The organism is Halomonas sp. 72 (assembly GCF_052379785.1).
Lineage (GTDB): Bacteria > Pseudomonadota > Gammaproteobacteria > Pseudomonadales > Halomonadaceae > Vreelandella > Vreelandella citrativorans.
In genome coordinates this window covers 14,620-26,414 of the sequence record NZ_JBQSYY010000003.1, presented here as the reverse complement: position 1 = coordinate 26,414, position 11,795 = coordinate 14,620, and the positions used below count along the sequence as shown (strand labels likewise).

Genomic DNA, 11,795 nt, shown 5'->3' with positions numbered 1-11,795 from the left:
ATCTTAAGGCACCCTTATAAAAGCCAGACATGACAGCTCACTGACACCGGCACTGTTAAGCCGGATCACATACAGAACGATTTCGTTATATAAAGTTTGTGGCGTATCAGCCGACAATAGTAAGGAGGCTCAGCTATAGAGGCAGGGTTGATGCTTTATCCAAACCGACTTATCCATGGGTTGTTACTACTGAATCACTAATACTTAGCCCTTATCTTTACGAGGAACGGCTGTCATGACATCACCGCTAACGGATACCATAACAACACTATCAGCCACACCCCGCCTAACGCCGCAACAACGCCTGGACAGCACGCTTGCCCAGCTGTCAATGACAGACAATAGCGGCGCTCAAACTGGCTCAGGAGCTGTCTCAGGAACTACCGCCGTAACAAAAGGCGAGCTGATTGAACCCATCCAGCGCATTAACGCGGCGATGCAAGCGCATGGAATAGAGTTCGATGTTAGCGATGAGTCATCACGTATTGTGACACGCGTTATTGACCGGGAGTCTGGGGATGTCATTCGCCAGATCCCTTCAGAAGAAGTGCTGGCCATTGCTGAGCGCCTAGAAGAAATGCAAGGACGCCTTATTTCACTGGAGGTATAAAGACTCGGCAAAGCCTTCTTCAAACAAGCGCCAGCTAACGCAACACTTACTTATTTCTGGCGCCTTGTTTGAAGGAAGCTTCAAGCCACTACACTTGCATATTCATTACGTCGCGATACGCAGTCACCACACGGTTACGCACCTGAAGCCCCATCTGGAAGGCAACGCTCGCTTTTTGCATATCCACCATAACGTCGTTCAGCTCAACGTTCGGCTCTCCTGCCTGAAACGCCATGGCTTTTGCATCAGCCGCTTTTTGAAGACGATTAATACGCTGAATTGATGCCTGTAGCTCGCTACCAAAACCGCCCTGCCCTACTGCCGTCGAGACATGCTCACCTTTTAACGGTTGCGCTGCCGCTTGCGTCGCGAGCCCTTGCATTTGTTGAAGCGCTGCTTGTATTGCCGGCGTACTCATACATAAGCCTCATCAGCTTTAAATAAAGTAATGGGCAAAGCCTAACACTGCTGGCACTGCGCTCATACGTACAATTGCGCACTAAAAGCCAAGCTTTTCGTTCATTTATGCTCGACACACCTCGGGATAATGGCGCCCATCACAATTCCGCCTTTTCTTCCAGGCGGATAACCGCGATTGACGGATATAGCCTATGCCTTCTTTGGTGATGCGCCTGGGCCGGCATCTGTTTTGCTTACCCCTTTGGAGGGATGCATGAGTGAAACCGGTGCAACGGCAGGCCGTCAAAATAGCACGACACAAAGCACTCCCCGTAATGGTCCAACAGACAGCGATGTAAAAAGCAGTCCTATGGTTGAGCGCCTGTTAAAACAGTTACGTGGTAACCCGCTGGTAGTGCTGCTGATTGCAGGAGCAGCCTCTATTGCTCTCGTCGCCGTACTATTCATGTGGGCAAGCAGCCCCGAGTACCGCGTTTTATACAGCAATCTTACCGAGGCGGATGGTGGCCAAATTATTGCAGAGCTTGATAGCCGCTCCGTGCCCTATCAGTTTAGCCAAGGCGGCCAGGCACTACTGGTACCAAGTGATCAGATATATACACTGAGGTTGCAGCTTGCCGAGCAAGGGCTGCCTCGTGGCGGCAACCTCGGCCTTGAGTTAATGGATACCCAAGCGTTTGGTATTAGCCAGTTTGCTGAACAGGTTAATTACCAGCGTGGCCTGGAGGGTGAGCTTGCCCGCTCAATTGAGTCACTAGGGCCTGTTGAGCGTGCTCGCGTTCACCTTTCGCTGGCCAAGCCATCCGTGTTTATTCGTGACCGCGAACCAGCCAAAGCCTCCGTCATATTGACGCTGCTACCCGGTCGAGTGCTCGGCGAGGGGCAGGTAAGCGCCATTATCCATATGGTATCCAGCAGTGTTCCCGAGCTTGCCGCAGAGGATGTCACGGTTGTTGATCAAAATGGTCGCCTTCTGTCTGCCAATACCTCGAAAGGTAATGATCTTGACGGCTCCCAGCTTGAGTATATCGCGGAAGTAGAGCGCTCTTATCAGCAGCGCATCGAGCATATTCTTACGCCTATCCTGGGCCAAGCCAATGTGCGCGCGCAGGTCGCCGCACAAATCGACTTTTCAAGCCGAGAGCAAACCTCTGAGCGCTATGGCCCGAACCAGCCGCCCAATGAAGCGGCCGTACGTAGTCGCCAGTTGAGCCTCTCCTTTGACGGTGACGACCCGTTGGCAAGCGGCATTCCTGGGGCACTAAGCAATACGCCGCCCGGCACGGCCCCCTCTCCCATTAATCAACAAGAAGGTGAGGAAGGCGACGGGGAAGTAGCCGATGACGTGCCGCCTGAAGCATTGCGTAGTCTGCGTCAGGAAGATGTGGTCAATTATGAAGTCGACCGTAGCATTGAACATGTACAGCATCGACTGGGGCAAATTCAGCGGCTTTCTGCGGCCGTCGTAGTTAATTACCGCGACACCGTTAATGCCGAAGGTGAGCTTGAGCGCATCGCATTAACGGACATTGAAGTTGCCCAAATCGAGCGTTTGGTACGCCAGGCAATGGGCTTCTCTGAAGTGCGAGGGGATCAAATTGAAGTGGTGAATTCACCCTTTGCCGATACCCGCGAGGATGCGGCTGAAACCGATTGGTGGAAAGATCCAGGCACACTCGCGATTGCCAGCACTCTGGGGCGCTACCTGCTTGTCGCGCTTGCTGCCTTGTTGCTTTATCTACTTATTTTACGCCCCTTGATCAAGCGTTATACGCAGACACCCGCTGTAGCACCAGCCCTGCCAGGCCAAACGCTTGCGACCAGCGTAGGTGGCGGAGTGGAAGACGAGGCTGAGGATGAAGCGCTTAATGAGGAAGGTAACACCTACAGCAACAAGCCCAAGCGAAACCGCAAAACGTCGCTATACGAACACAATCTTAATGACCTGCGTGACATGGCACAGGATGACCCACGCATGATCGCCATGATTATTCGCAGCTGGATGAATGCCAATGAGTAGCGAACTAGCCGACATGAGCGGCGCTCGCAAAAGCGCCATTCTTCTGCTCGCTCTTGATGAAGACAGCGCGGCAGAGGTGTTCAAGTACCTAAGTGCCAGCGAAGTACAAGATATCAGTATGGAAATGGCGCGCCTGAATCAAGTATCCCATGAGGATATGAAGGCCGTACTTGAAGCGTTCCATAAAGAGACCGAAGAGTTTGTCGCGCTCAATCTTAATTCCAGCGAGCATATCCGTTCTGTGCTCACCAAGGCATTGGGTAGCGAACGCGCGACCAGCCTGATTGAAGATATCATGGAGACAACCGGCGGCAACTCAGGTATTGATGCGCTCAACCTGATGGAAGCCACCATGGTTGCAGAGCTGATCCGCGATGAGCATCCGCAGATTATCGCGACGGTTCTGGTTCACCTTGACCGCCATCAAGCGGCAGATATTCTTGAGCACTTTGAAGAAAAACTGCGTAACGATGTCGTCTTGCGGATCGCCACGTTTAGCGGTGTTCAGCCCGCCGCACTGCAGGAACTCACCGAAGTGCTCACCAGCATGCTGGATGGTCAGAACCTTAAGCGCAGCAAGATGGGCGGCGTGAGAACCGCGGCCGAAATCCTCAACCTGATGAACTCTTCTCAGGAAGAGACAGCCATCGAAACCGTTCGCGCGCACAACGAAGACCTGGCTCAAAAGATTATCGAGGAAATGTTTCTGTTCGAAAATCTGCTCGACCTGGACAACCGCGCTATCCAAATGGTGCTTCAGGAAGTCGAAACCAATTCGCTGGTGGTGGCGCTCAAAGGTGCACAGGATGCATTGGTCGACAAGTTCTTGCGCAACATGTCCCAGCGCGCCTCAGAGCTCGTTCGCGAAGACATGGAAGCACGCGGACCCATTCGTGTTTCACAAGTTGAAACGGAGCAAAAAGCCATTCTACAAGTGGTGCGCCGCTTAGCCGATTCAGGTGAGATCGTGCTGGCCGGAGGAGATGACGAATATGTCTAATTCGTCGTCTCCTGAGTTTGACCGTCATCGTAGCTGGCAACGCTGGCAAATGGATGAGCTTGTCCCGCAACACAAAGAGGCCAACCAGGCGCCTGCGGTGCCGTCTGCGCACCAGCGCAAAGTGCTGGCTGCACAAAAAGCAGCCGAACAGGCACATCAGCGCGAACAGCAGGAGCGCGAGGAGCTTTATGAACGTCTTCGCCAGGAGGCTGAAGAGGCGGGCTATCAGGCTGGGTTACAACAGGGTCATGAAGAAGGGTTAGCAAAAGGTCTGGAAGAGGGTCGCGCCCAGGCAAAAGAAGAGCTCCAGGAACAGATTCATCAAGCGGTTACGCCTTTGCATACGTTGGCTAAACAGTTTGCAGATGCCCTGGAGCGTATTGATGAAATCGTTGCTCACGATCTTGTGGCGCTGTCATTGGCGACAGGCAAGCAGTTAGCTGGGGAAGCCCTGCAAGAAACACCCGAACAAATTCTGAATATTGTCCGTGAGCTTCTACATACGGAGCCACCGCTGGTTGGGCAGCAGCGTCTGTGGCTAAACCCTGAAGACCATACTCTGGTAGAAACTCACCTAGGTAATGAGCTTAGCGCCGCTAACTGGAAATTACAGCCTGACGACCAGCTGGCGCGAGGTGGCTGTCGCGTCACCAGCGCTCAAGGTGAATTAGATGCCACCTTTGAAAGCCGCTGGCAGGCGATCCAGTCCCAGGCCCGTAAGCGTCATTCACCCAATACTACGTCTTCATAGGCGGACCGCGCATGTCTGACTCAACATGTCCTCATCAACACCGCTGGCATAAAGCAATACGCCGCACCACGCAGCGGATAAGCCGCTTACCGCACCAGCGCAGTAGCGGCCGCGTAACACGCGCGACCGGCATGGTGATTGAGGTCGTTGGGCTGCGCGTAGCCGTTGGCAGCGCCTGCCGTATAGAGCTTCCTGGCCCTGATGGGCGCCTTACCGACAGCGACAAACATGCAGAAGCCGAAGTGGTCGGCTTTGCGGGCGACAAACTCTTCCTTATGCCGCTGGAAGAAATTTCCGGGCTGATGCCTGGCGCCAGAGTCTCTCCACTTGGCGATGGAAGCGGGCACAGCGCACGCCGTTTTCCCATCGGAGATGAATTATTGGGCCGCGTTTTAGACGGCAACGGCAACCCTTTGGATGATCGTGAAAGCGTTGAGGAAGTAACCCATGCAACGCTTAGCTCGGCGCCACTGAATCCGCTATCCCGCGCGCCGATTGAAGACCAGATTGATGTTGGCATTCGTGCCATCAATGCGCTTTTAAGTGTCGGTAGAGGCCAGCGAATGGGCCTGTTTGCAGGCTCCGGTGTCGGTAAATCGGTGCTACTGGGCATGATGGCTCGCTATACCCAAGCCGATGTTATCGTGGTGGGCTTAATTGGTGAACGTGGTCGAGAAGTACAAGATTTTATTGATCACATTCTAGGGCCGGAGGGCCGACGTCGTTCTGTAGTCGTCGCTGCGCCAGCCGACACCTCGCCGCTGCAGCGCCTCCAGGGGGCCGCTTATGCGACACGGCTGGCCGAAGGGTTTCGCGATGCTGGGCGCAATGTGTTGCTGATTATGGATTCGTTAACTCGTTATGCTATGGCCCAGCGTGAAATCGCCCTCGCCATTGGTGAGCCACCAGCAACCAAAGGGTATCCACCCTCCGTATTTGCCAAGCTACCAGGCCTTGTTGAACGGGCAGGCAATGCTGAGCGTGGCGGCGGATCCATTACCGCATTTTATACCGTGCTTACCGAAGGTGATGATCAGCAGGACCCGATTGCCGACTCTGCTCGAGCAATTCTGGATGGCCATATTGTGCTATCTCGCAGCCTTGCTGAAGCGGGCCACTACCCGGCTATTGATATTGAAGCCTCCATTAGCCGTGCGATGACGGCAATTGCCACACCGGAACAACTGCAGGAAGCCCGCGCTTTTAAGCAAATGTTTTCTCGCTATCAGCGTAATCGGGATTTGATTAGCGTCGGTGCTTATAGCCCAGGCCACGACGCAAGGCTTGACGAAGCGGTGAACCTTTTTCCCGCGCTTGAGCGCTTTCTTCAACAAAACATTAGCGAGTGTGCCACGCTTGAGGATTCACGCCAGGCACTGCATACCGTAGTGGGAGGTCGAACATGAGCCATTCACAGCTAGAAATGTTAACGGGTTTAGCCAAGGATGCTCGCGACCAGGCAGGTCAATTGCTTGCACATGAGCGACAAACCGAGCAGCAGACGGCCGCTCAGTTGCAGTCGCTTAGCCAGTATCGCACGGAGTATGCCGAGCGTTTGCAAAAGGCCATGCGTGAAGGTATTGACCCCGCTACCATGTACAACTATCAGCAGTTTCTGGCCTCACTTGACGCTGCGTTAAGTCGTGCTCGCCAAGCGTTAATCGCTCAACAGCAGCGCGTTCAACAGAGTCAACAGCACTGGCAACAAGAGCAGCGCAAGCTCTCTTCCTACGATACACTGGCCACCCGTCGGCTATCAGAAGAGCACCGTCGTCTTGAACGCCATGAGCAAAAAACCAATGATGACTTGGTGACCAGCCGCTTGGCTCGCCAGCACAATGAAAAACCGCATTAGTGGCACTGAGGAACGATAAATGAACATACAGCTATTGCTGTCAGGTGCACAGAATCAGGGTTCTGCCTCAATGGCCAGCTCGCCTCTCTCCGCGTCTGTAAACACGCCGGATCTTTTTCGCCAAGCGTTATCTCAAGCAGCTAATTTGCCATCAACTAATGCGCCATTACGTGCTACGGAAGTAGACAGCCAAACGCCAGTAGAGTCTCAAGAGCAGCTTGCCTCATTACAGGCCAGGTTATCACTCGCAACAAGCGACACGTTAGCGTCACAGCAGCCGGTTGATCCATTAAACAGCGAGTCATTAACGCCTCTTAATGAAATTGCTGCCCGCATGAACCTGCTTGCTTCCTTCGAAGAAACAGCTGAGTCTACTGAAGCGCTGCAAGGTGAAGCAGGCAGCCAAGCGCCAGCACAGGTTCAAAAACAGCTTGCCTCATTACAGGCCAGGTTATCACTCGCAACAAGCGACACGTTAGCGTCACAGCAGGCGGTTGATCCATTAAACAGCGAGTCATTAACGCCAGAGCTAGCGTCCAACAGCGAGCCATTAACGTTTCTTGATGAAATCGCAGCCCGCATGAACCTGCTTGCTTCCTTCGCAGAGCCAGCCGAGCCGGCTGAAGCGCTTCAAGGGGTAGCGCCCGAGCTTGAGGCACTGCTCCAACAGCTCGACCTGAGCCAAGAGCAGACCGCTGAATTGCTCAGTGCACTCGGCATAGACCCCCAGCCGGGTATGGCGTTAGAGCACTCAGACAACGCCATTGAATTACTCTCGCATCTTAGCGAAGAGGAAGCGGGTCAGCTTGTTAGCGCGTTAAGTGTCATGCTTACCGCTACGACACAAAGCAGTACTGGGGCATTAGCTACTCACAAAGGGCCGCAGAGCCAACCGTTGAGCAGTGGCGCCTATCGTCACGATGCCTCAAGCACTCTTTCTACAACCAACGCTATTGCGACAAAGCTGGGCACCGCTAACGGCCAACCAACCGTTGCCAACAGCCAGGATGTTTTGACAAAAATTGGCCCATTGACGCCCTCAGCGCCGCTGGCAACGCCAGACGAGCTTGAACCGCTTTTACGTGGTGGCCAAGCAACCGCTGCTGGGTTCCCGAACTCAGCCTCCGCCGGTAATGCCCCTGTAGCAGCGTCCTCGTCGATGCCATCTTCACACGCTTCGCTGGGAACACCAGTCAGCAGTCCTGCCTGGTCTTCACAGCTTGGCCAGCAGTTGGTTCAGTTCGCTCAGCGCGGAGGCGAGCAACAGATTAAGATGCAACTACATCCTGCTGAGCTTGGGCCACTGTCAATTACCTTGAAAGTCAGTGAGCAAGGGACACAAGCACACTTCTTATCGTCGCACATGCAGGTTCGCCAAGTGGTTGAACAAGCGATTCCTCAGCTTCGTGAAGCACTAGCAGAGCAGGGTATTTCGTTAGGCGAAACCTCCGTTGGCGAGCAGCATAATTCCAATGAACAGGCCTTTGCTGAAAAAGGCAATAACGCTGGTGCGCAGGTGGGCAGTAGCGTAACGGACAGTGATCAGGACACGCTAGCGCCCGTTGCGGAGAATATTTCACCCCCCCTTGATGGGCGGGTTGATCTTTACGCTTAAATATTCGTTGTACGAGTAGCGACTCACGCGCCCAGGTGCGCAAAACCAAAAGATAGGCTCGCCAAGCGAGCCTGTTCATTTCATCACCGCCCACCATATTAGGCATAATGCGTAATCAGTGGTGTGTGGCGATTATGGGAACGGAACGACTAATGGCTGAAAAAAGTGGCGGATCCAAAAAACTGCTCTGGATAATGATTGTTCTGGTGCTCCTTTCCTCAGCAGGGGCAGCAGCAGCCATTTATATGGTGCTTGACCAGCGTAATGAACAGAGTGCTGATGGCGAATCACAGCTACCAGCAGAGCGTGAAACGCCTGTATTTACGCGAATTGATCCTTTTACGGTCAACCTTGCAGATGATCGCTATGGTTCTCGCCTCTTGTATACAGGAATTACGCTGCGTGTTGGCAATGAAGAGAGCAAAGCGATTATCGAAGAGCACATGCCTCAAGTGCGTAGCCGTCTGCTGATTTTACTCTCAGGCAAGCAAGCCAGTGAACTTACCTCCACAGAAGGTAAGGAGCAGCTAGCACAAGCGATTATCAGTCGCCTTGGCGTACCCCTGACGGAAAATCAGCCGCCGCTTGATCTACGCGAAGTGCTGTTTACTGAATTTATTGTGCAATAACCCGGGCACTGGAGCCGTTCATGTCGCAGGACGATCTACTGTCCCAGGAAGAAATTGACGCCTTACTAAAAGGCGTCAGTGGTGATGAAGAACCATCGCCCTCCTCTTCGCAGCCAGCTAGCGAGACGCGCATTCGCCCTTATGACCCTTCAACACAACATAGGGTCATCCGTGAGCGCTTACATGCATTCGACTTTATTAATGAGCGATTTGCCCGCTATTTCCGAAATGGCTTGTTTAACTTGATTCGGCGTAGCGCTGACATCACGGTGGAGTCCGTCCGTTACCAAAGCTTTAGCGAGTTTTCGCGTAACGTGCCGGTACCTACCAACTTAAACCTGGTAGCAATGAAGCCACTGCGTGGCTCGGCATTGGTGGTTTTCCCACCTAACCTTGTTTTTATGGTGGTAGACAACCTGTTTGGTGGCGATGGCCGTTTTGTTACCAAATCAGACGGCCGTGAATTTACCAATACAGAACAGCGTATTATTTACCGTCTTCTGAACTTGGCAATTGATGCCTACCAGGAAGCATGGAAGGTCGTGTATCCGGTCGACGTTAATTTTGTGCGCTCTGAAGTCCAGGCCAAGTTTGCTAATATCACCAATTCACCGAACGAAATTGTCGTCAACACCAAGTTCCATATTGAAGTGGGCAATCTCTCAAGTAATTTCCAGATTTGCATGCCCTACGCCATGATTGAGCCTCTGCGGGATCTGCTCGCCAATCCTATTAACGACAGTAATCAGGACCATGACGGCACCTGGTCCCGACGCATGGCCAGCGAGATACGCCAATCAGAAGTAGAGCTGGTGGCAGAGTTTGCTCAAATACCTAGCCGTATTGCACAGGTAATGGGGCTAAAGAAAGGCGATGTATTGCCGCTGGATATTCCCGATACGATTACCGCTCGTGTTGATGGAGTCCCGGTCATGGAGTGCGAGTATGGTAGCCAGCGCCAGCAGCATGCGCTGCGCGTTCTCCATATGATCGACCATGCCGCTATGAATAACGTATCGTCACTGGACTTTATTAAAGGTTCGAAGCGACAGCAAGCCAAGGAATCCAAAGCATGACTGATCCTAATAAACCCGATCAAAATGTCTCCGATGACGATTGGGCGGACGCCATGTCTGAGCAAGAAGAGACGCCAAACGCTGCCGATACGGCTAGCGAGGAAGATCCTTGGGCAGCAGCAATGGCTGAACAAGAGGAGACGACAAACACTGCCGATACGGCCAGCGAGGAAGATCCTTGGGCAGCCGCAATGGCTGAACAAGAAGCCGCCGAGGAGGAGGCCCCACCCCCTGAGGATGCCGCGCCAGACACTTCAGCCGCGAAACCCGCCAGCGATGAAATATTTAGGCCGCTAAGCCCCGCTGACGAAAGCAAGCAGTCGCGCGACCTTGAAATGGTCATGGATATCCCGGTAAAACTGACCGTGGAACTTGGCCGGACGAAGCTTACGATCAAGCAACTGCTTGAGCTTGCCCAAGGGTCAGTGATTGAGCTCGAAGGCTTGGCAGGCGAGCCGATGGATATTCTCATTAACGGCTACTTGATCGCGCAGGGTGAAGTCGTTGTTATCGAAGACAAATACGGTATTCGTATTACCGAAATCATCACACCCTCTGAGCGCATTCACAAGCTTAACCGATGAGTGCTGACACCTCTCCATTGCAAGATGGAACTATCGATGCGCTAGGCAGCAGCGGTGATGCGTTTATCGGCATGGCCATGTTCGGTAAAACCGCCGCTGCCTTGGCATTGGTTATAGCCATGATTCTACTCTGCACAGCGCTCTTAAAGCGCTGGCAGAATGCTCGCCCGCAACTGGGGGCCCACCTACGCGTCATTACGAGCACGGCGGTCGGCAACCGCGAGCGCGTCGTCGTCGTCGAAATTGAAGACACGTGGCTGGTTCTTGGAGTAGGCAATGGCCGAGTCACCAAGCTGCATGAGCGCCCGGCACCTGACGACAGACCTGCTCCTTCCCCTCGTTCTGATTCGCCGCCTTTTGCACAACGGCTTTCTCAGGCGCTGGCAAAGCGTCGGCGTAAAGGCTCCGATACCGACCCACATCAAACACCATGAGGCATAGGATGCACTCCGTTAGGTCCTACTGGCAGCTTTGGCTGCTGTTTGGCGTTGCTGTCGCACTTTGTATGTTGACTAACCCCGTGCATGCACAACAATTGCCAGGCATTATCTCTCAACCGCTTGAGGATGGCGGTCAGCAGTGGTCGCTATCGCTTCAAACACTGCTGCTTTTAAGCTCGCTGGCGTTCCTGCCAGCGATGCTACTGATGATGACCAGCTTTACACGGATCATTATTGTGCTGAGCCTGCTGCGAACCGCGATGGGCACGCAGGCAACACCACCCAACCAGGTGCTGCTGGGTATCGCGCTGTTCCTAACCTTTTTTATCATGTCACCCGTTCTTTCTCAGGTGTATGACACAGCCTGGCAGCCTCTATCGAACGAGACGATTAATTTTGAAGAGTTTTTGCTGCGTGCCCAGCTACCGTTTCGTGAGTTTATGCTTGCCCAAACGCGGGAGCCTGATTTAGCCCTATTCGTCCGCTTGGCAGACGTAGGACCTTTGCAAGGTCCTGAAGAGCTCCCCATGCGCGTGTTATTGCCTGCCTTTGTCACCAGCGAGCTTAAAACTGCCTTTCAAATCGGTTTTACTATTTTCATTCCCTTTTTGATTATCGACCTGGTGGTCGCCAGCACGTTAATGGCGTTGGGAATGATGATGGTGCCGCCCGTGACAATTTCATTACCGTTCAAATTAATGCTTTTTATACTGGTTGACGGTTGGCAGTTAATCGTTGGCTCACTCGCCCAAAGCTTTTACGTTACCTAGGTGCCGCGCCAGCGGCAAGGAGCAA

13 protein-coding genes are annotated in these 11,795 nt (G+C 53.3%); 12 read left to right on the top strand and 1 reads right to left on the bottom strand.

Features of this window, described 5'->3' with window-relative positions; translation table 11 throughout:
* Positions 1-235 precede the first annotated feature (235 nt).
* Positions 236-610 (top strand): flagellar protein FlaG, encoded by a 375-nt coding sequence (locus ACT3T6_RS03945; RefSeq protein WP_193053687.1) that lies wholly within the window; start codon positions 236-238, stop codon positions 608-610.
* 88 nt (positions 611-698) lie between these two features.
* Here ACT3T6_RS03945 and fliE read toward each other — a convergent pair whose 3' ends face one another.
* Positions 699-1,028, bottom strand: coding sequence for a flagellar hook-basal body complex protein FliE (fliE, locus tag ACT3T6_RS03940; RefSeq protein ID WP_087109075.1), 330 nt, complete (start codon positions 1,026-1,028; stop codon positions 699-701).
* Positions 1,029-1,283: 255 nt separating this feature from the next.
* On the opposite strand from fliE, the gene fliF reads away from it, so the two are divergent.
* From fliF to fliP, 11 genes are all read left to right on the top strand, one after another.
* Positions 1,284-3,050, top strand: a complete 1,767-nt coding sequence (fliF, locus tag ACT3T6_RS03935) for a flagellar basal-body MS-ring/collar protein FliF (RefSeq protein WP_193053688.1) — start codon at positions 1,284-1,286, stop codon at positions 3,048-3,050.
* Positions 3,043-4,050 carry a flagellar motor switch protein FliG gene (gene fliG / locus ACT3T6_RS03930; RefSeq protein ID WP_193053689.1) on the top strand — a complete coding sequence of 336 codons (1,008 nt, stop codon included), beginning with the start codon at positions 3,043-3,045 and terminating at the stop codon, positions 4,048-4,050. The genes fliF and fliG overlap by 8 nt, the downstream gene beginning before the upstream one ends.
* Entirely contained in the window at positions 4,043-4,801 is a 759-nt protein-coding gene (gene fliH / locus ACT3T6_RS03925) for a flagellar assembly protein FliH (protein ID WP_193053690.1), read from the top strand. The genes fliG and fliH overlap by 8 nt, the downstream gene beginning before the upstream one ends.
* Positions 4,802-4,812: 11 nt before the next feature.
* On the top strand, positions 4,813-6,207 hold the full coding sequence (gene fliI, locus ACT3T6_RS03920) for a flagellar protein export ATPase FliI (RefSeq protein WP_193053691.1): 1,395 nt from the start codon (positions 4,813-4,815) through the stop codon (positions 6,205-6,207).
* Positions 6,204-6,656 (top strand): flagellar export protein FliJ, encoded by a 453-nt coding sequence (gene fliJ, locus ACT3T6_RS03915; protein WP_087109085.1) that lies wholly within the window; start codon positions 6,204-6,206, stop codon positions 6,654-6,656. Before fliI ends, fliJ begins: the two co-directional genes overlap by 4 nt.
* A gap of 19 nt (positions 6,657-6,675) precedes the next feature.
* Positions 6,676-8,271 (top strand): flagellar hook-length control protein FliK, encoded by a 1,596-nt coding sequence (locus ACT3T6_RS03910; protein WP_193053692.1) that lies wholly within the window; start codon positions 6,676-6,678, stop codon positions 8,269-8,271.
* Positions 8,272-8,423: 152 nt separating this feature from the next.
* Complete coding sequence (gene fliL / locus ACT3T6_RS03905; RefSeq protein WP_087109089.1) at positions 8,424-8,900, top strand: flagellar basal body-associated protein FliL; 477 nt, start codon at positions 8,424-8,426, stop codon at positions 8,898-8,900.
* A gap of 20 nt (positions 8,901-8,920) precedes the next feature.
* The gene (fliM, locus tag ACT3T6_RS03900) at positions 8,921-9,976 is read left to right on the top strand and encodes a flagellar motor switch protein FliM (protein ID WP_193053693.1); all 1,056 of its coding nucleotides are present in this window, start codon (positions 8,921-8,923) and stop codon (positions 9,974-9,976) included.
* Positions 9,973-10,560 (top strand): flagellar motor switch protein FliN, encoded by a 588-nt coding sequence (gene fliN / locus ACT3T6_RS03895; protein WP_172117779.1) that lies wholly within the window; start codon positions 9,973-9,975, stop codon positions 10,558-10,560. The genes fliM and fliN overlap by 4 nt, the downstream gene beginning before the upstream one ends.
* Positions 10,557-10,994, top strand: a complete 438-nt coding sequence (fliO, locus tag ACT3T6_RS03890) for a flagellar biosynthetic protein FliO (protein WP_087109095.1) — start codon at positions 10,557-10,559, stop codon at positions 10,992-10,994. Before fliN ends, fliO begins: the two co-directional genes overlap by 4 nt.
* Before the next feature lie 8 nt (positions 10,995-11,002).
* Positions 11,003-11,770 carry a flagellar type III secretion system pore protein FliP gene (fliP, locus tag ACT3T6_RS03885; protein WP_140398986.1) on the top strand — a complete coding sequence of 256 codons (768 nt, stop codon included), beginning with the start codon at positions 11,003-11,005 and terminating at the stop codon, positions 11,768-11,770.
* Positions 11,771-11,795 lie beyond the last annotated feature (25 nt).

Bases quoted from the DNA above. Each gene is read 5' to 3' on its own strand.
- fliG (WP_193053689.1), top strand. From the start codon at position 3,043: ATGAGTAGCGAACTAGCCGACATGAGCGGCGCTCGCAAAAGCGCCATT.
- ACT3T6_RS03945 (WP_193053687.1), top strand. From the start codon at position 236: ATGACATCACCGCTAACGGATACCATAACAACACTATCAGCCACACCC.
- fliP (WP_140398986.1), top strand. From the start codon at position 11,003: ATGCACTCCGTTAGGTCCTACTGGCAGCTTTGGCTGCTGTTTGGCGTT.
- fliO (WP_087109095.1), top strand. From the start codon at position 10,557: ATGAGTGCTGACACCTCTCCATTGCAAGATGGAACTATCGATGCGCTA.
- fliJ (WP_087109085.1), top strand. From the start codon at position 6,204: ATGAGCCATTCACAGCTAGAAATGTTAACGGGTTTAGCCAAGGATGCT.
- fliH (WP_193053690.1), top strand. From the start codon at position 4,043: ATGTCTAATTCGTCGTCTCCTGAGTTTGACCGTCATCGTAGCTGGCAA.
- ACT3T6_RS03910 (WP_193053692.1), top strand. From the start codon at position 6,676: ATGAACATACAGCTATTGCTGTCAGGTGCACAGAATCAGGGTTCTGCC.
- fliM (WP_193053693.1), top strand. From the start codon at position 8,921: ATGTCGCAGGACGATCTACTGTCCCAGGAAGAAATTGACGCCTTACTA.
- fliL (WP_087109089.1), top strand. From the start codon at position 8,424: ATGGCTGAAAAAAGTGGCGGATCCAAAAAACTGCTCTGGATAATGATT.
- fliN (WP_172117779.1), top strand. From the start codon at position 9,973: ATGACTGATCCTAATAAACCCGATCAAAATGTCTCCGATGACGATTGG.
- fliE (WP_087109075.1), bottom strand. From the start codon at position 1,028: ATGAGTACGCCGGCAATACAAGCAGCGCTTCAACAAATGCAAGGGCTC.
- fliI (WP_193053691.1), top strand. From the start codon at position 4,813: ATGTCTGACTCAACATGTCCTCATCAACACCGCTGGCATAAAGCAATA.
- fliF (WP_193053688.1), top strand. From the start codon at position 1,284: ATGAGTGAAACCGGTGCAACGGCAGGCCGTCAAAATAGCACGACACAA.